Here is a 16347-nt window from a genome sequence, read left to right on the forward strand (position 1 = left end):
CCGGTGCCGCTGGGGGATGCGTTGGCTATCGCGGGCAAGTGCGGTGACGAGTGCGTACGAAACGTCGCAGCGGCCCCGGCGTGCTGGGACGGGGCCACCGCGACGTGGATCTCTCAGACGGCCGGAATGCCCTGTTGTGCAGCATCGGAAACCGGTGCGGGCGGAGCGTTCAGCTTGTTCTGCATCTGCGCGAACGCGGCGATGCCGACCGGAATGCCGAGGGCCGCGGCGCCCAAGGGCGAGAGTACCGCGCCCAGCATAGCTGCGCCCCCCACGCACCCGGTCAGTGCCGCGGGGACCGTCAATGTGCCGAGGCTGACCAGAGTGAACAGAGTACCGCCGGTGACGGCGCCCGCGAGGCAGCCAACGGTGAGCCCGGTGAGCCCGCCGACCATCCCGCCGACACCCGCCGCGAGGGCGAATTGCCCAGCGGCAGCACCGAGTGCCTGATCGAACCGATCCTGCGGGCTCGGCGATCCTGGTGCGTTCACGGGGGTCGCCGCGTTCACTAGCGCGGAAGCGGGCATTGTTTCGGACGTGGACACCGATCCGGCCACCGTTTCATCGGCGGCCAGCGGCGGTGTCGAGAACGAGGTGCCGGCAATGGTGGCGCCCGACGCGTCCTGGACCTGGAACTGAGAACCCAGAGCCGTCAGCTTTCCGAACGGGGTGTCGATGACAACGGACTGGTCGGCCAGATTGCTGGTGTACTGGACGCCGGGGAGGACTTCCGTTGTCAGGTTGGTGATTTCGGGCGCCTGTGTGGCGGCCGGATCGGCATGTGCCGTGCCTGCGGCCGCGGCCGTGGCTATCGCCGCTATCGTGGCGGCCACGAGGGCGGATTTCTGCGTCGAGGTCATCATCGGCCTCATCTCCATCTCTATCTCTTACACAACTCGGCAGTGTCACCGTCGCCGCTGTCCTGTTCTGTCAGGAGGCAACGCCGGTGATGCCGCGACGGTCGCGGTTCTTGCTGCCGAGAGATCTCGGTCGAGGCGCTGCTTGGCCCTCGACGATTTCGCGCCGGACCCGGTCGTGGTCGTCAACGATCGGGGTGGGTCGAACGGTGGATGCGCGGGACGGCCGCCGCGCACGTGCGCGGCATCCGTTGAGTCCATCGATACCGGTTGCCCCGGTGCGGGTTTGTCCTCGGGAGCGTGCAATCCGGGTGGGTGGTCGTTGAAGGCTCGGTCCGCACGCCCACTGTGACCTGCTGGACATTCATGAATGTTCTGTTGTTTAGATCACGTTTCGCACAGTAGGCGAATGCGAGGTGCCGAGTCAAGAACTTTCGGGCGGCAAATGTACTGGAGGGCAGTCGGGTGTCTGCTGAGCGAAATCTTTGCTGTGGCGGCCTGTGTAGGAGGTTCTTGCTCGCAGAACAAGGCCGGAGGAGTGGCGGCGCCCCTTCGCTCGCGAGGAGACCGTGACCATACCCAAGGCTATTCCACCGCAGCGGTGGACAACGCGGCGCGAATTATGTTGATGCTCAGGCATTATGCCCCTGCGCGCCGCCGGGGTGGCCGACGAGTTCGGCGTCGCGCGCTCGACGGAGCACCATATGCCGACCACCCTGCAAGCGGGCGACCTGCTGCGCCAGGACACCGCCTACAAGTAACCTTTCGTTCGATTCACTCTGGGCGCCGAAGTATCCGCGGTCTCAATGGTTCGATGCCACGACCGCGCAGCGCCACGCTGAGCGGCTCGAGCGACACCGGACTGCGTGATAGCGCACTATTTCGATCACCAGCGACTCGTGGATCACTGGATGGGCGCGCCGATGCTGAACAGACCCATGAGCTGCGCGAGGCTGCGGTAGTAGCCCGCCAGCACCGTCACCTCGATCACGGCCGTCCGGGCGAGGACGTCGTTCTCGGGTCGATTGTCGGGTGTCAGGATCGATGTGTCGGCGCTGCACGCGGCGAGGGCTGCGACGGCGGCCTCCCGGTCGTTGGCTGCGACGAAGTGTCCCGTACGTAGCCCGTCGATCTCGTCGTCGGTCAGCCCGGCGGCCCGGCCGACCGCCTCGTGTGCGTAACGTTCGAAAGCGCTTGCGGTGCAACGTGCCACGGTCAGGATCGCGATCTCCCGTTCCCGAGCGGTCAACGAGGTCCGGTAGCGCAGCGCCGCACCGAGTGCCTGGAGCGGTTCACCGGTCTCGGGTACTTCGACCATCAGCCCGAATGGACCGAGCAGGCGGCCGTCCGCGTCGGCGATCTGGAAGTGTTGCGGGCTCGTAGTCCGCGGGCCGTGCACGATCGCGTCGTACACGGCGCGCTGCCGCGCGGTGAGCGCGTCGCGGCCCGGCTGCTCGTCCGTACCGGTCATCGCGCCAGATACATGCGATGGAACCAGCCCTGGGGAGCGGCGCCCTCGACGACGATGGCGCGTCGCTGGATGAGCCAGGCGCCGCTGGGTTGCCTGCGGAACGTGTCGTGCCAATGCCCCCAGTGATCCGGGGCCGCCTCGTCGGTGACCGCGAGGAAGGAGGTCTCGGTATCGGCCGAGTCGTCGCCGGTGAAGCGGATGTCGACGGTCGTGATGTGGTGGCGAATGAACGCGGCCTCGCCGCCGCGCACCACCTTGCCGAGTTCGGCGGGCGGGACCGAGGTTCCATCTGGCAGCACTAGTTCGGCGTCCGGCGTGAACAGCGGCAGCATGTCCGCGAAGTCCAGCTTGTCGCGGGCGGTGTGGGCGTATCGGTGCACGACGGCGTGGATTAGCGCACGGTCGTTGGCGCGGGCGATGGTGAAGCTGGTGTCTGTCATCGGTGGGTCGTCACTTCTCGGTCATGGCGGCGGTCGCCGGGTGGAAGTCGTTCTGTTCGCGCAGCCAGCGGGAGACCTGAGCGCGGGCGGTTTCGACGCTGGGCGAAACTACGCTGGCCCAGGCCAGGTAGGTATCGGGCCGGACGAGCAACATCGTGACACCGTCGAGCGCGGGCGGACGCCGCACCGGGTGTGCCTCGACCAATCGAATCGGCATGCCAGGGAACTCGACGTCGCGCAGCGCCCGGGTGCCGCTGATATCGATCAGCACGAAATGCTGGTCGTGGAGCAGTTCGTAGAGCCGGATGGAGTGCCCGTCGCGCAGCATCAGTTCGAAGTCGGCCACGGGGCGGCCGACCTGTGGATGACTGCCGGGCTCGCACGGGTAGCGGGATTCCAGGCCGTTGAGCTCGAGATGCAGCCGCGCGGTGACGTCGGGAAGCGTGAGGAAGTGTTCCTGCAACGCCGACGTCAGGGCGAGTCCTTCGGGGCTGAAATCGAACTGGATGGCGACTTGGACATCGACCGTTCGGAGCAGATCGAGGCTGATCGGACGACGTTCGGATTCGTAAGTGTCCAGGAGACTTTCGTCAGCGAAGCCGCCTAGGACGGCGCCGATTTTCCAGCCGAGGTTGAACGCGTCCTGCAGGCAGTAGTTCATGCCGATGCCGCTGGCCGGGTAGTGGATCCGAGCGGATTCGCCGACCAGGAATACCCGGCCGTGCTGGAAGCGCGCGGCGATGCGCTGGGCGTCGGTGTAGCGTGAGGCCCCGCGCAGCACGGGTATACGGACCTGCTCTTCGAGGATCTCGCTGACGTAGCGGGCCACCTCGTCCGCGGTCACCGGTTCGGATTTCGCCTTGGCGCGGCCCTCGGCGTGGACCACGGTGAAGCGGGTGAGACCCGGGCCGAACAGGAACGTGGTGAGCCAGCCGTGCTCGTTGTGGCCGACCCGCAGCCCGCCCTGCCATGGGAACTCGAGTTCGGCATCGGCGATGATTCCGGTGAAAGTAGCGTCTCTACCTTCGAAATCTATCCCGGACAGCCTCCTGACCGCGCTTTGTCCGCCGTCGGCGCCGACGACGTAGCGCGCTCGGGTGGTGCGGGTGAGGCCATGTGGGTCGGTCGAGGTCACCGTCACGCCGCCGTCGCTCTGCGCGAGATCGGTGACCTCGTTCCCGAAGCGAAGGTCCACGCCCTGCTCGGTCGCCCAGCCGCGGAGGATGAGCTCGGTCTCGTGTTGGGGGAGGAACAGCGTGAACCGGAATCGGGATTCGCGGGAGCTCCAGTCGACCGGATGCATGCCGCCCCAGATGTGCCAGGTCTGGAACGGATGCGGGTTGATCTCGCAGGTCCGGCGGATGAAGCGGTCGGCGATGTCGCGGGCGTCGAACAGCTCGAGCGGTCGCGGCAGCAGGGTGCCCGCCCGCGAGATCGGGTCGGCGCTGCGCTTTTCGAGGACGCGGACGCTGGCGCCGCTCGCGGCGATCTCGGCGGCCACGGTGAGACCGGAGGGGCCGCCGCCGACCACGAGCACGTCGACATCGGTAGGTGTATCAGTCATGGATATTCTCCTGGAACGCTGCCATTGGTCGCTGTCGTGTCGTAGAGCCGATCGGCGAACCAGTCCGCGACGAGAACGTGCTTTTCGTGGGAGTGGTTGTAGAGGCAGTGATCCCCATCGACCCACTCGTGGAAGCGTTTGTCGGCACTGCCTGCCGCGTCGTGCAGTGCGCGCGCGTTCTCCACCAGAAAGACCCGGTCGGGCGTACCGTGCAGCACCAGCAGCGGACAGGTCAGCTGTCCGAGCAGCTCGGGAGAGAGCGTGAACTGCTCGAGTGCGTGCCTGGCTCGGTCGGGGTCATCGATGCCGAGCAGCGGCATCACCTTGCCGGCGAAACGGTGGTACCTGTCGAGGATCTCGGCAGGCCGGATGGTGCCGCCGTTCACGCAGCACGCGGCGATCCGATCGTCGGTGGCCGCGGTGAGCGCAGCGAGATAGCCGCCCATGCTGTTTCCCCAGATACCGACCGTGGACCGGAGTCTGCGGTCGGTCAGCAAATAGTCGATGACGGCCGAGAAAGCCTTGGCGACGGCAGAATCCATATGCAGGCCATGGAACAGGCGGGTCTCGCCCTGGCCGGGTCCATCCACCAGGAACGCTGCCACATTGCGCGCGAGCAGGTATTCGGCGCCGACGTGATACTCCTCGCGCCATCCGTCGAATCCGCCCATGACGATGACCACCGGTGGTGCCGGGACGTCGGAGGGACGCAACAGCCAGCCGCACAGCGCGCCTCCGTCGTAGGGGATCTCGACGTGATCGACCGGCGGGTCGCTGAGCTCTCCGGCCCGGCCGTAGTGCCCGATCAATGAGCGGTACATGTCGCGCTTGCGCGGATCGCTGTCGGCAAGCGGCACTTGACCGACTCGGTAGCAAGCAGACGCCCGCAGGTGCCAGTCGCGTGCGGTGGTGAAATGACCCTGTGCAGCGGCTTTTCCGGCGCGTTCGGCGTTGAGTTCGCCGAGTGCCGCGGCGGCGTCCGGCCACGGCCGTCCTGTGTCGACCGCTGCGTAGAGGTCGACGACATCGGCGTAGTCCATGCCGTTGCCGATCAGGCGTTGCATCGGCATCGCGCGTTTGTGCGCTTCGGCTTCGGCCCGCCAGGACGAGTCGGCGCCCGCCGTCATCCGACGGCCTCGGCGGGCACGAGCGCGCCGAGCTTGGCCTCGAGGTCATCGACCAGGGAGGCGATCGCGCCCGGATCGGAGGTCGCGGCGAAGACGTAGAAATCTGGTCGATAGAGGATCGCCGCCAGACCGTGCTCGGCGAAATACGCCGCATAGTATCCGTCGACGTCCACAACCTCGCCGCCGGCGCCCGGCGCGGAGAGCGTCACGATCTTGCCGCCGAGATGCTCGAGCGCCGCGGTGCGCTGAGCGTCGAGGTGCCCGGCGACGCCCGGTGCGAGAAGTAGGACCCAGCTTGCACCGAACACGTCGTCGAAGCGGCCGGTGAACTCGGCGGTCGCGATACGGCCCTGGGGAGCAAGGGTTCCCGCGACGCCTGTGCCGGAATCGGCGCCGAGTAGCCCGCCCGTGAGGTGCGGGAACGGGGCGGGTGGCGGGACGTCGCCACGCCGGAACGCCTCGTCGCGGGCGGCGGCGACGTCCGGGTCGAAGGTGCACGAGACCCGCCCGGCTTCGATGGACATCCCGATCAGCGCGGCGACGTGCGGTGCGCGCTCGGTCTGATAGGAATCGAACAGGCCCGCGCCGCCGATGCCGCGCAGCGCCAAGCTCAACCGCCAGGCGAGGGCCTTCGCGTCGCGCACGCCCGAGCACATGCCCTGACCCATGAACGGTGGCATGACATGCGCCGCGTCGCCGGCCAAAAAGATGCGGCCGTCGCGCCAGCGGTCGGCCAGCTTGGACTGGAAGGTGTAGACCGCCTGCCGGACGAGCTTCGCGTTTCGCTCGCTGACGCCATAGGGCGCCATCAGTTTCCAGGCCACGTCGGCGTCATTCATCTGCTCAGCGGATTCGCCCGGAAGCAGCGCGAATTCGAAGCGGCGGTGGCGCTTGCCCAGCTGGAACAGGCAGTGCGGCCGGGCCGGATCACAGATCTGGCCGTTGTCGAAGCCGAAATCCAATGGCTCGAGCGGCTCCAGGTCGCAGACCAGCCACGTCTCGCGGAAGCCGAAATCGGTTTGGGTACTGCCGATGTGCGCACGCACGGTGCTGTTCGCGCCGTCCGCTCCGACGAGGTATTTGGCACGGACTGTCCGGGCGTCGTCGCCGAGGACCTTGTGATGGCCGATGAAGTGGACGGATCGGAACTCGACCTGGACGTGGTCGGTGTGGCGTTCGATCGACGCAGCCTCCCAGCCTCGGAACACGTTGACCGAAGTCAGGTCTCGGACCTTGTCATCGAGGGCGTCCTCGATGTATGGCTGGTACATGATGTAGTCCGATGGCCAGCCCGAGATGCCGTCTCGATCCCAGTCGAAGGTCATCAGCGTCTCACCCTCGGCATTGCGGAAGACGTACTTGTTCGCGCGGAACATGTCCTCCTCCAGGCGTTCGGCGATGCCGATCGACTGGAAGATCCGCATGATCTCGTGGTCGATGTGTCCGGCGCGGGCGCGTCCGTACAACGAGGGCCAGCGCTCGAAGACCGCTACTGTGTGCCCGGCCGAGCCGAGCAGCGCGGCCATGGTCTGACCGACCGGACCGTAACCGATCACTGCCACGTCGTAGATTTCGTTGTCTGACATCGTTGTCTCCTGGGTCGGAATGGTTACGGCAGGGCGCCGAGGCCGGGCAGTGTGGTGGTAGGCGTGGACTCGGGTGGCCTCGGCACCGTGCGCAGCTGCTCGCGCAGTTGGTCCACGAGGTCGCGCAGTTCCTCCGGGGTGCGGGCCGCGCCGAAGAAATAGAAGTCGGGCCTGACCATCGCCGCGGTCCAGCCGTGTGCGCGCAGCCAGGGCAGGTAGCCGTCATCGCTGTCGGCGTAGGTGCAGAGCCGTCCTCCCGTGGAGATCGGGCCGACCGTCGCATCGATCTCGTCGAGGAAGGACCACCGGTCGTCGGGCAACGCGGTATCCGCGCACACTCCGTCGGTGAGGAGCGTGAATCCAGCTCCGGTCAAGAGATCGAGCAGCCCGACGAACCCGCCGTGGCGCACCGCCCTCGGTTTGTCGTAGGGCTGGGGCCAGCGTTCCAGGACGAGAACGTCGTGACCCCGTCGGCCGAGCACCGGCGCCAGCAACTGCCCGACCGGGCTGTCGCCGACTACAGCCACATCGTGGATGGTTTCCGGCATCGATACTCTCCGCTATCGGGCGTGGTGCGCGCCGGCTATGAGGGCGGCGAGGTCTTCGGGGTGCAGGAACGACGGTGGTGGCGGCGGGCCGGACAGGTCGATGGCGCGCAGCCGGGCGGCGACCGCGTCCAGGTCGTCGGCATCGTCCGCACCGACCACGATTTCGACGAGGCGGCGGGCCGGCGCGTGCACCAACCTCAGCTGGTTGCCGCCGTCTCGGGTGCCCAGCCAGCCGCCGGGTTCGGGTGAGAGCCCGAACTCGGTGTAGTAGTCGCGGGTCGCGGCCGGGTCGGGCACACCGATCGTGACCGAGGAAAGTCGGTGCAGCGTCATTGCGAGCTCCTGGTTTTCGTTGTCCAGCTCAGTGGCCTGCGACCATCAGGTGGCGCATCTCGCCGACATGGCGGACGTAACTGACCAATTCCTCCCCGGGGCCGACTACTTGGCGGTCGCGTTCCGAGATGTCCTGTCGCTCCGACGTTTCCGGGATGTGGCTCCAGGCGTCGGACGCCGCGGGGTCCAGACCCGCGGCGACCTCGAGCAGCTCGTCCCAGTGCTCGAAGGCGTTTTGGATCCGCGCACCGAATTTGCCGCCGGTGGCTCGTTCGACGTCCACCACTGTGTCCACGGGGGTGGCGAGCGCTAGTCGGTCCGCGATGTTGGCGAAACGCACGGTGCGTACTCCCTGGTTCAGGAGGGCGGCCCTACGCCGCCCGGGTGGTGTGCACTGAATCACTTTCGAAAGTACCAGCTATGTTTCGATACTCCAAGAAGATTTCGTAAGAACTGGTGGTCGGGTCCGATGGCAGTGAGCCGGGTGCCGCGGTCCTGCACATGCCGTGCGCATTCCTCGACGCCGTCGAGCACCGCGCCTCTGTGCCCTCTGGCACCGCTGAGTGCAGAGCCCTCTCGGTGTCCAGCCAGGTGATTCGAGCACTGCGTGCGCCTTGCGTCGCAGCTCGACTGACCGGGCCTCCGGATATGCCCTGAGCGACATATCGAGCGAGAAGATGCTGCCGGAGCGGGCCGATGTTGGACTCCATCGCGCCTCGTGGCGTGTAGTCCAGCAGTGCTGGCCTCGACGTATCGAGCGCGCATGCATTCCCCAAGGGCGTGTTCGCGAAATTGACTACGATGTCGCGGCGCATAGTCGAACTGCCTCTCTCGTGCCGGTGAACGCGGCGTGCGTCCGCCCCGAAGTCGCAGCACCTATGGTCCCGGAGGTGATCGGCGCGGATGGCTGAAAGGGGGTGGCGGGATGGTTCGAAGACTGCCTCTACTTCAGGCTGTTGTTCTGTTTCGCGGAACATATACCGCTCATGGGAACGGGTCAAGCGCTTCGTCTGCCAGTCGATCTTGGTTGACCAACCCGCGTTGTTGTTCTATTCTACAGAACGCCGTCTATTCTACAGAATAGGTCGGTGTGGCGGCCGGGTCTCGCTGTTCAAGCATCCCTGGCGCGGTTCCCGCGCTTGGCCCGACGTCCCCCCATTTCCCTTCAGATCGGAACTCGGGTATATGAACTCCCCACCAGCGCAATCGGAATCGTCGTTCCGAGTGGCGATCGCCGGTGGCGGCCCGGTCGGATTGACCGCCGCCAACCTGTTGGTCGCAGCCGGCGTCGACGTCGTGCTCATCGAACGCAATCCGACGACCAGCGACGAGGCCAAGGCGATCAGCATGGACGCCGAGTCCCTGCGGATCCTGCGCGGTTTCGACGCCGACGGGCAAGTGGACGCCGTGATGGCCCCTGGCACCGGCGTGCGCTTCCACGGACGCCGGGGCAAGCGGTTGTTCCAGGCCCGCGGCGCGAGCCCGTTCCCTTACGGCTACGCGGTGAAGAGCCAGTTCTCCCAGCCGGAACTGGAACGGGTGCTGATGCGGCGTCTGGAACGCGAACAGGGCGCCGAGATCCGCATGTCGACCGAAGTAACCAGGTATGCGCAGGATGCGGACGGAGTGACGATCACCGTTGGGCCCACCGGTGGCGCGGGGGAGGAGACGCTGCGCGCGGACTACCTGCTCGGTTGCGACGGCGGCCGCAGCACCGTGCGCAGACTGGCGGGAATCGGCATGACGGGCCGGAGCTTCGATGACGTGTGGTTGGTCGTGGACACCATCGGCGACCATCACGACGATCGGTGCAGCGTCCATATCGGGACGCCCGAGCGTCCGCATGTGATCGTGCCCGGTGCGGACGGACGGTGCCGGTACGAATTCCTGCTGCGCCCCGGTGAAGGCAGCGCACGGGAACATCCACCCTTCGAGCTGGTGCAGCGATTACTGGCGCCCTATCGCCACATCGTGCCCGATCAGGTTGATCGCTCAGTGAACTACACGTTCAGCGGTGTGGTCGCCGACCGGTGGCGAGATCGCCGGGTGTTGCTGCTGGGCGACGCCGCCCACATGATGCCGCCGTTCGCGGGGCAGGGCTTGAACTCGGGCATTCGCGATGCCGCCAACCTGTGCTGGAAGCTCGCGTTGATCGGCCGGGGCCGGGCTGCCGACACCGTGCTCGACACCTATGAGTCCGAGCGCAGGCCGCACGCGGAGGCCGTGGTGAAAGCCTCGGTGCGGCAAGGACAGGTCGTCATGACCACGAGCAAGGCAGCGGCGATCGTTCGCGACAGCGTCGTCGCACTGCTGCTCCGAACCCGGTGGGGGCGAGGCTACCTGGTCGGCATGAAGTATCTACCCCGACCGAAGCTCGTGGAGGGACTGGTGCTTCGCGACGGCGCGGCACCGCATCCGTTGGTCGGCTCGGCGCTCGATCAGCCGCAAGTCTTGCGCGCCGACGGCTCGATGGATCGACTGGACGCCGCACTCGGCCCGGATTTCACACTGCTCGGCGTCGAGGCGACCGAGCACGACTGGGAACTGGTCACCGCCGCCTTCGCCGATCTGCCCGTGTGCGGCGTCGATGTCGTGCTCGGCGATCGACGACCTCGGTCCAACGGGCCGAGGCTCGCGATCGGTGACGCGGACGGCGCACTGGAATCGCTGCTGCGTGGTGTCGCGGGCCGGTTCGTGCTGCTCCGGCCGGACCGCTACGTTGCCGCCGAGTTCTCCGCCGACAAGGCCGATATCACCGCGACCATTCTGAGCTGTCTGCTCGGCGCCGGACGCGAACCTGCGAAGAAAGGTGATCACCGATGAATCCTCAAGCTGAGCCGAGCATCGCCGAACTCGGTCACGTCGGCATTCGCTGTCACGACCTCACACGGCAGCTCGATTTCTACACCCGCACATTGGGATTGACCGTCACCGACCACGACGAGAAGCTCGGCATCTGGTTCCTGTCGGCGCGGCCCGACACCGAACACCACGAGCTGCTGCTCGCCTCGGGCCGCACGGCGGCGCCCGATGTGCAATTGATCCAACAGGTTTCCTTCCGCTGCGATTCGCTGGAGAGCGTCATCGGCTACTTCCGGCGATTCCGCGCCGAAGGGGTCCGGCTCGACATGGTGGTCTCGCACGGTAACGCGGTCGGGGTGTACTTCTACGACCCGGAAGGTAATCGCTGCGAGGTCTATTGGCAGACGGGGCTCGAGGCCCGCCAGCCGTTCGTCGAACACATCGACCTCGACACCGACGTCGATGAGCTTCTCGACCGCATCCACGCCTCGGTCGACCGCCACGGCACGACCGGATTCACCGAAGCCTCCTACGTGGCGTGGACCGAAGGGAAGAACAACAACGCGAACAACACAGGAGATTCGCAGTGAAACTGACCCGCATCCGCACGAGCGACGGCAGCGTCCGCGTCGGCATCGTCGAATCCGACGGTATCCACCTGTTGGCGGATCTCGACGACATCCTGCTGCTCCTCGGACACCCCACGCTGTCGCTCGCCGAGGCCGCTCGTGCCGCAGGGACTACCGGCGAAATCATGAATCCGGCTGAAGTGCAGTACCTTTCGCCGATCGCCACACCGCCGACCATCCGCGACTTCTATGCCTTCGAACAGCACGTGCGCGCGGGGCGCGCCTGGCGTGGGCTCGATATGGATCCGGAGTGGTACAGGATTCCGGTCTTCTACTTCTCCAACCCGTACGCCGCGACCGGTTGCGGTGAGATCTCGATCCCGCCCGGCTGCGAGCAGTTCGACTTCGAACTCGAGGTCGGGGCGATCATCGGCGGCCACGGCAGCGATCTCACGCCAGACCGAGCTGAGGACCTGATCGCCGGATTCTGCATTCTCAACGACTGGAGCGCCCGCGATCTCCAGAAGCGGGAGATGACTCTGTCGATGGGACCCGTGAAGGGCAAGGACACCGCCACCGGTCTCGGACCCTGGATCGTGACACCCGACGAGCTCGCCGCGCACAAGGAGGGCACCGGCTACCGCCTCGCGATGCGCTGCGAGGTCAACGGCAAGAAGTACACCGAGGCGGTCTGGTCGGACGTGTACTGGTCTTTCGCCGAGATGATCGCCTACGCCTCTCGCGGCACCGAGGTCCGGCCCGGCGACATCATCGGCTCTGGCACGTGCGGCACCGGCTGCATCAACGAGCTATCCCGCACCCATAGCCCGGAGGAGTACCCGTTCCTCAGCCCCGGCGACATCGTCACCGCGACCATCGAAGGCCTCGGTGTCCTCGAGAACCGCATCGTCGCCGGAGCCCCCGCCCGGCCCCTGCGTCCGGGAACGATCTGAGCCGGGGGCTCGATCCTGCGGCGCCACCGGGCGCCACGATTGGCGAGGCTCGGTCCTGTCTCCGCCGGGGGTTTGCGCGCGAGTTCCGGCGACTGCCGAACGAGCGCGACATCTCCAGCCCTTTCGCGGCGCCCTCGTGCGGCCGTTGTCGCACCTTCCACAACGCGCTGCTGGCGGGCTGCAACAACCGCAGGCTGCTCGAGACTGTTCGGGCGCTGTTCGAGGCGGCCATGCGCCGAGAAGCCGAGCGCGCCGAGGACCTGTTGCGCGATCACATCGCGCACACCGCGCAGCTGCTGATCGGTTGCGCGCCCGACAAACCGAATTCGGCGGAGGCCGATATCGAGTAAGGAGTCACACCGGTGATGGACAAGACGATGACCGATCCGGCGGCCGCGATCGCCGACATCCCCTCCGGCGCGTCGCTCGCCGTCGGCGGTTTCGGCCTCTGCGGCATCCCGGAGGCGCTAATCGAGGGGCTGGAGGCGGCCGGGGTCACCGATCTGAAAGTCGTGTCCAACAATTGCGGTGTGGACGACTGGGGGCTCGGGAAGCTGCTGGCCGCCGGACAGATTCGCCGCATCACCGCGTCCTACGTAGGGGAGAACAAGGAATTCGCGCGGCAGTACCTCGCCGGGGAACTCGAGGTCGAACTGACGCCGCAGGGCAGCCTCGCCGAACGTCTGCGCGCGGGCGGGTGCGGCATCCCGGCCTTCTACACGCCCGCCGGGCTCGGCACCCCGATCGCCGACGGCACCATGCCGCTGCGCTACGCGCCCGACGGGACGGTGGCCGTGCACGCGCCCGCGAAGGAAATCCGGATCTTCGACGACCGCGAATACGTGCTGGAGTCCGCGATCACCACCGACTTCGCGCTCGTGCACGCCGCGCTCGGCGATCGGCACGGCAATCTCGTATTCAACGCCGCGGCAGGAAATTTCAACGCGCTGTGCGCGATGGCGGGACGGATCACGATCGCGGAGGTGGAGCAGCTCGTCGAGCCCGGGGAGATCCCGCCCGGTCACGTGCACGTGCCAGGGGTGTTCGTGCAGCGGGTCGTCCCTGTCGGCGCCGTGGAGAAGCGCATCGAGAAGCGCACGGTCCGCACGGCCGCGATCTGATCAGAGACCCGTTCCACCCAAAGAAATTCAACGACGAGTGAGGTACACCCATGCCATGGACCAGACCTGAGATGGCCGCCAGGGCCGCCCGCGAATTGACCGACGGGCAGTACGTCAATCTCGGCATCGGGCTGCCGACACTGGTGCCGAACTATGTGCCCGACGACATCACCGTCGTGCTGCACAGCGAGAACGGCATTCTCGGTGTCGGTCCGTATCCTATTGCGGGAGAGGAAGAACCGGATCTCATCAATGCGGGCAAGGAGACAGTGACGCTGCGCGGCGGCGGCTGCTACACCGATTCCGCGCTGTCGTTCGGCATCATCCGCGGTGGTCACCTCGACGTCGCGATCCTCGGGGCGATCCAAGTCTCGGCGGGCGGGGATCTCGCCAACTGGTCCATCCCCGGGAAGATGATCAAAGGCATGGGCGGCGCGATGGACCTGGTGCACGGCGCGGGCCGCGTCATCGTGCTGACCGAGCACAATGCCAAGGACGGCAGCCCCAAGATCGTCGAACAGTGCACACTTCCGCTGACCGGAGTCGGTGTGGTGCATCGGATCATCACCGATCTCGCGGTGCTCGATGTCACCGTCACCGGATTGACGCTGCGGGAGCTCGCTCCTGGGGTCACACTCGACGAGGTGCGGGCCAGAACCGGAGCGCCCGTACTGACGTCCTCGGAAGCGCTGATCTCGGGACAGTAGTCCGGCCATCGGAGGAATCGGCGGCATGCCACCTCGTGAATGCCGCTGCCGGCCGAAAGTCCCACTGGGGGCGCCTGACTCGAAGTCGGGCGCCCCCAGTGGTTTCAGGACAACCGTGCCCGCAGCCAGGCCGCGGTGAGCGCCAGGTTGGCGGAACTATCGAAGGCGGGATCCTCGTGTCCGGCGCCGCCGAGCACACAGTATGTCGAGTCGACCCGCGCTCGAGCGAGGGCGTCGTGCAGCATCCGGCTCTGAGTTTCCGATGCAATGTGGTCGCGGTCGCCGTGGGCGATGAGGAAAGGCGGAGCGGCCGAGTGCACGCGCGCGAGTGGACTGGCCGCGGCGACCTCGGTGTCGTCGACGGCGATCGAACCCCTTCCGAATAGGGCGGATTCGACAGGTGGGGTGACGACCAGCTGTTCCAGTCGAGTTCGCCTGCTGTTGGCGATGAGGTCGCTGGGTGCGAACCAGGCGACGACGGCCTGTACCGAACTGGCTCGGTCGGGATGATCCCCGAGCCGGCCTTCCAATTCGGTGTCACCGGCGGTCAAGCCGACCAGAGTCGCCAGACAGCCCCCCGCGGAGGCGCCCCACACGCCGATACGATCGACGCCGAGGCCGTGGGTGGCGCCGCACGCGCGTAACCACCGTACGGCGGCTTTCACATCGTGCACCTGGGCCGGGTACCGCGCGTCCGGGGCCAATCGATAGTTGACGGCCGCCACTGCGATCCCATGGCGCGCTATTGCGGACAATCGCTGGTCCGCGTTGTCCTTCTTGTCGCCGACGGTCCAGCCGCCGCCGTGCAGATAGACGACGACGGGGACTGGCGTGTCGGAGACGGGGCGATGAAGATCGAGAGTGAGCTTCTGCGTGCCGACGGTCGCATAGGGCAGGTCGTAGTCGATCTCGATGCGGTGTGCGGTGTTGTCCATGAAGTGGGTCCTTCCAGTGAATCTCGGGATCGCGTCGCGAACTGAGATGTCAGTCGCGTGCGGCGTCGAGGTAGGCGAAGACCAGGCCGCCGAGCATGGCCGCGTTCTTCTGGAACTGGATGCGCTGCTGCTTGCGAATCGCTGGTTCATCGGTGGTCCAGTAGGAGTGGCCGGCAAAGGTGGTCGGCACCAGCGATGCGAAGAGCGCCACCGCAGACAGGCGGGGCATGATCCCCAGCGCCAACAGCATGCCGCCCACGGCCTGCGCGGTGCCGTTGGCGCGCACGATCAAGGTGTCGTTGGACGGGATCGGGGCGACCTTTCGGATCGTCGCCAGTGTGCTCGCGGCGAGTTCGACGCGTGCACCGGGCTCGCGCGCGGCTTCCCATCCGAGCACGGCATAGGTGGATCCGGTAAGGATCCGTGCGGCAGTACGGAGCGCGTTCATACGCGGGTCCCCTTCTCGTGTTCCGGTGCGGTGATCGTTGACGGCCGATCGGTCGCCCGGCGCTGCCGCGTGGCGAGGTCGGCCTTCGAGCAGTGCCGGGTCCGTCCAAGCCGACCGAGTGCGGGGCGCACCACCAGAGACCGCACCGGGTGTCCTCGCAGGCGGGCCATGGTTCCAGGGACGGTCAACTGCTCGCGGTCTTCTGTATAGCAGAACATTTTCCGCTGTGCGAAACTTTCCAGAGTTGTCCTGTCAGAGCTCAGGCGAGAATCTGACCGCCGTGAAACCGCTCGAGGTCTTCGATGAGAAAGGCGACCGTCTCCACCGCTTGCATGGCATATGTGAGCTCGTCGCCGACAGCGCTCACGACGGTGACGGTGTCCGTGGCCTCGTCCGCCCAGCGGGCGAACAGGCGACGGTATGCGTCGTCGGCTCGGTCCGCCAGTGCCTGAACTTTGCCGCGATAGACCGAGAGCCCGATCGGATCCGGTTGGACCCGAAGAGCTTCCATGGTGCGGCGAGTGCCTTCGTCGAGGAGTCCGATCAGGGTGGTGAGCTCGTCGGGCAGGGCGGTGAGACGGTGCCGATCGGCCTGCGCTGCCGCCGCGACCAAGTGGTCCATGACCACGTCCAAGGCTCGGCACAGGCGGCGGAGATCTAGGGATTCGGCATCGGTGCGAGCACCGGTCGCGAGCACGGTGCACATCCGGTCGACCAGCACGTCCCCGGCTCGACCCAGCCGCGCCATGCGCTCACTGATCTCGCGATGATCGGCGTCCGGCCCGCTCAGGTATCGGAGCGTCTGGGCTCCGTGCACGAGGTTGTGCGCGACAGCTCGGAAATAGTCGCGGACGCTATACGGTATGAAGGTTTCTTCCTGCGGCAT

At 66.6% G+C, this 16347-nt stretch carries 17 protein-coding genes; 5 read left to right on the top strand and 12 right to left on the bottom strand.

Annotated features, from left to right (window positions below; genetic code table 11):
* Positions 1–113 precede the first annotated feature (113 nt).
* The 9 genes from NAM01S_RS24445 to NAM01S_RS24485 all read right to left on the bottom strand — a co-directional run bounded on the left by NAM01S_RS24445 (position 114) and on the right by NAM01S_RS24485 (position 8266).
* Positions 114–863: a DUF8020 domain-containing protein gene (locus NAM01S_RS24445; RefSeq protein ID WP_157107889.1), complete on the bottom strand. Its 750-nt coding sequence runs from the start codon at positions 861–863 to the stop codon at positions 114–116.
* An 898-nt stretch (positions 864–1761) separates the two neighbouring features.
* Positions 1762–2328, bottom strand: a complete 567-nt coding sequence (locus NAM01S_RS24450; RefSeq protein WP_067789109.1) for a carboxymuconolactone decarboxylase family protein — start codon at positions 2326–2328, stop codon at positions 1762–1764.
* Entirely contained in the window at positions 2325–2768 is a 444-nt protein-coding gene (locus NAM01S_RS24455; protein WP_067789112.1) for a nuclear transport factor 2 family protein, read from the bottom strand. Before NAM01S_RS24455 ends, NAM01S_RS24450 begins: the two co-directional genes overlap by 4 nt.
* Positions 2769–2778: 10 nt before the next feature.
* Entirely contained in the window at positions 2779–4332 is a 1554-nt protein-coding gene (locus tag NAM01S_RS24460) for an FAD-dependent monooxygenase (RefSeq protein ID WP_067789115.1), read from the bottom strand.
* On the bottom strand, positions 4329–5459 hold the full coding sequence (locus NAM01S_RS24465) for an alpha/beta hydrolase family protein (RefSeq protein ID WP_067789117.1): 1131 nt from the start codon (positions 5457–5459) through the stop codon (positions 4329–4331). Before NAM01S_RS24465 ends, NAM01S_RS24460 begins: the two co-directional genes overlap by 4 nt.
* Positions 5456–7045: a bifunctional 3-(3-hydroxy-phenyl)propionate/3-hydroxycinnamic acid hydroxylase MhpA gene (gene mhpA, locus NAM01S_RS24470; RefSeq protein ID WP_067789120.1), complete on the bottom strand. Its 1590-nt coding sequence runs from the start codon at positions 7043–7045 to the stop codon at positions 5456–5458. The genes NAM01S_RS24465 and mhpA overlap by 4 nt, the downstream gene beginning before the upstream one ends.
* A gap of 23 nt (positions 7046–7068) precedes the next feature.
* A complete protein-coding gene (locus NAM01S_RS24475; RefSeq protein ID WP_067789122.1) occupies positions 7069–7593 on the bottom strand; it encodes an FAD-dependent monooxygenase in 525 nt (174 codons plus the stop codon).
* A 12-nt stretch (positions 7594–7605) separates the two neighbouring features.
* Positions 7606–7926, bottom strand: coding sequence for a VOC family protein (locus NAM01S_RS24480; protein WP_067789125.1), 321 nt, complete (start codon positions 7924–7926; stop codon positions 7606–7608).
* A 28-nt stretch (positions 7927–7954) separates the two neighbouring features.
* Positions 7955–8266: a hypothetical protein gene (locus NAM01S_RS24485; protein ID WP_067789128.1), complete on the bottom strand. Its 312-nt coding sequence runs from the start codon at positions 8264–8266 to the stop codon at positions 7955–7957.
* Between the two features lie 683 nt (positions 8267–8949).
* On the opposite strand from NAM01S_RS24485, the gene NAM01S_RS24490 reads away from it, so the two are divergent.
* From NAM01S_RS24490 to NAM01S_RS24510, 5 genes are all read left to right on the top strand, one after another.
* Complete coding sequence (locus NAM01S_RS24490) at positions 8950–10749, top strand: bifunctional 3-(3-hydroxy-phenyl)propionate/3-hydroxycinnamic acid hydroxylase (protein ID WP_218018453.1); 1800 nt, start codon at positions 8950–8952, stop codon at positions 10747–10749.
* Positions 10746–11318, top strand: a complete 573-nt coding sequence (locus NAM01S_RS24495; protein ID WP_067789132.1) for a VOC family protein — start codon at positions 10746–10748, stop codon at positions 11316–11318. Before NAM01S_RS24490 ends, NAM01S_RS24495 begins: the two co-directional genes overlap by 4 nt.
* Positions 11315–12250, top strand: a complete 936-nt coding sequence (locus NAM01S_RS24500; protein ID WP_218018454.1) for a fumarylacetoacetate hydrolase family protein — start codon at positions 11315–11317, stop codon at positions 12248–12250. The genes NAM01S_RS24495 and NAM01S_RS24500 overlap by 4 nt, the downstream gene beginning before the upstream one ends.
* 365 nt (positions 12251–12615) lie before the next feature.
* Complete coding sequence (locus NAM01S_RS24505) at positions 12616–13371, top strand: CoA transferase subunit A (protein ID WP_174554854.1); 756 nt, start codon at positions 12616–12618, stop codon at positions 13369–13371.
* Between the two features lie 50 nt (positions 13372–13421).
* Entirely contained in the window at positions 13422–14078 is a 657-nt protein-coding gene (locus NAM01S_RS24510; protein ID WP_067789138.1) for a CoA transferase subunit B, read from the top strand.
* Between the two features lie 104 nt (positions 14079–14182).
* Here the strand turns inward: NAM01S_RS24510 and NAM01S_RS24515 are convergent, their stop codons facing one another.
* The 3 genes from NAM01S_RS24515 to NAM01S_RS24525 all read right to left on the bottom strand — a co-directional run bounded on the left by NAM01S_RS24515 (position 14183) and on the right by NAM01S_RS24525 (position 16347).
* Positions 14183–15013: an alpha/beta hydrolase gene (locus NAM01S_RS24515; protein WP_067789141.1), complete on the bottom strand. Its 831-nt coding sequence runs from the start codon at positions 15011–15013 to the stop codon at positions 14183–14185.
* Between the two features lie 49 nt (positions 15014–15062).
* Positions 15063–15461: a DoxX family protein gene (locus NAM01S_RS24520; RefSeq protein ID WP_067789144.1), complete on the bottom strand. Its 399-nt coding sequence runs from the start codon at positions 15459–15461 to the stop codon at positions 15063–15065.
* A 259-nt stretch (positions 15462–15720) separates the two neighbouring features.
* Positions 15721–16347 carry a hypothetical protein gene (locus NAM01S_RS24525; RefSeq protein WP_157107890.1) on the bottom strand — a complete coding sequence of 209 codons (627 nt, stop codon included), beginning with the start codon at positions 16345–16347 and terminating at the stop codon, positions 15721–15723.

It is taken from the genome of Nocardia amikacinitolerans NBRC 108937, assembly GCF_001612615.1.
Lineage (GTDB): Bacteria > Actinomycetota > Actinomycetes > Mycobacteriales > Mycobacteriaceae > Nocardia > Nocardia amikacinitolerans.

What these genes read in the sequence shown, in the direction of transcription:
- NAM01S_RS24445 (WP_157107889.1), bottom strand. Translation starts at nt 863, where the DNA reads ATGATGACCTCGACGCAGAAATCCGCCCTCGTGGCCGCCACGATAGCG.
- NAM01S_RS24450 (WP_067789109.1), bottom strand. Translation starts at nt 2,328, where the DNA reads ATGACCGGTACGGACGAGCAGCCGGGCCGCGACGCGCTCACCGCGCGG.
- NAM01S_RS24455 (WP_067789112.1), bottom strand. Translation starts at nt 2,768, where the DNA reads ATGACAGACACCAGCTTCACCATCGCCCGCGCCAACGACCGTGCGCTA.
- NAM01S_RS24460 (WP_067789115.1), bottom strand. Translation starts at nt 4,332, where the DNA reads ATGACTGATACACCTACCGATGTCGACGTGCTCGTGGTCGGCGGCGGC.
- NAM01S_RS24465 (WP_067789117.1), bottom strand. Translation starts at nt 5,459, where the DNA reads ATGACGGCGGGCGCCGACTCGTCCTGGCGGGCCGAAGCCGAAGCGCAC.
- mhpA (WP_067789120.1), bottom strand. Translation starts at nt 7,045, where the DNA reads ATGTCAGACAACGAAATCTACGACGTGGCAGTGATCGGTTACGGTCCG.
- NAM01S_RS24475 (WP_067789122.1), bottom strand. Translation starts at nt 7,593, where the DNA reads ATGCCGGAAACCATCCACGATGTGGCTGTAGTCGGCGACAGCCCGGTC.
- NAM01S_RS24480 (WP_067789125.1), bottom strand. Translation starts at nt 7,926, where the DNA reads ATGACGCTGCACCGACTTTCCTCGGTCACGATCGGTGTGCCCGACCCG.
- NAM01S_RS24495 (WP_067789132.1), top strand. Translation starts at nt 10,746, where the DNA reads ATGAATCCTCAAGCTGAGCCGAGCATCGCCGAACTCGGTCACGTCGGC.
- NAM01S_RS24505 (WP_174554854.1), top strand. Translation starts at nt 12,616, where the DNA reads ATGGACAAGACGATGACCGATCCGGCGGCCGCGATCGCCGACATCCCC.
- NAM01S_RS24510 (WP_067789138.1), top strand. Translation starts at nt 13,422, where the DNA reads ATGCCATGGACCAGACCTGAGATGGCCGCCAGGGCCGCCCGCGAATTG.
- NAM01S_RS24515 (WP_067789141.1), bottom strand. Translation starts at nt 15,013, where the DNA reads ATGGACAACACCGCACACCGCATCGAGATCGACTACGACCTGCCCTAT.
- NAM01S_RS24520 (WP_067789144.1), bottom strand. Translation starts at nt 15,461, where the DNA reads ATGAACGCGCTCCGTACTGCCGCACGGATCCTTACCGGATCCACCTAT.
- NAM01S_RS24525 (WP_157107890.1), bottom strand. Translation starts at nt 16,347, where the DNA reads ATGCCGCAGGAAGAAACCTTCATACCGTATAGCGTCCGCGACTATTTC.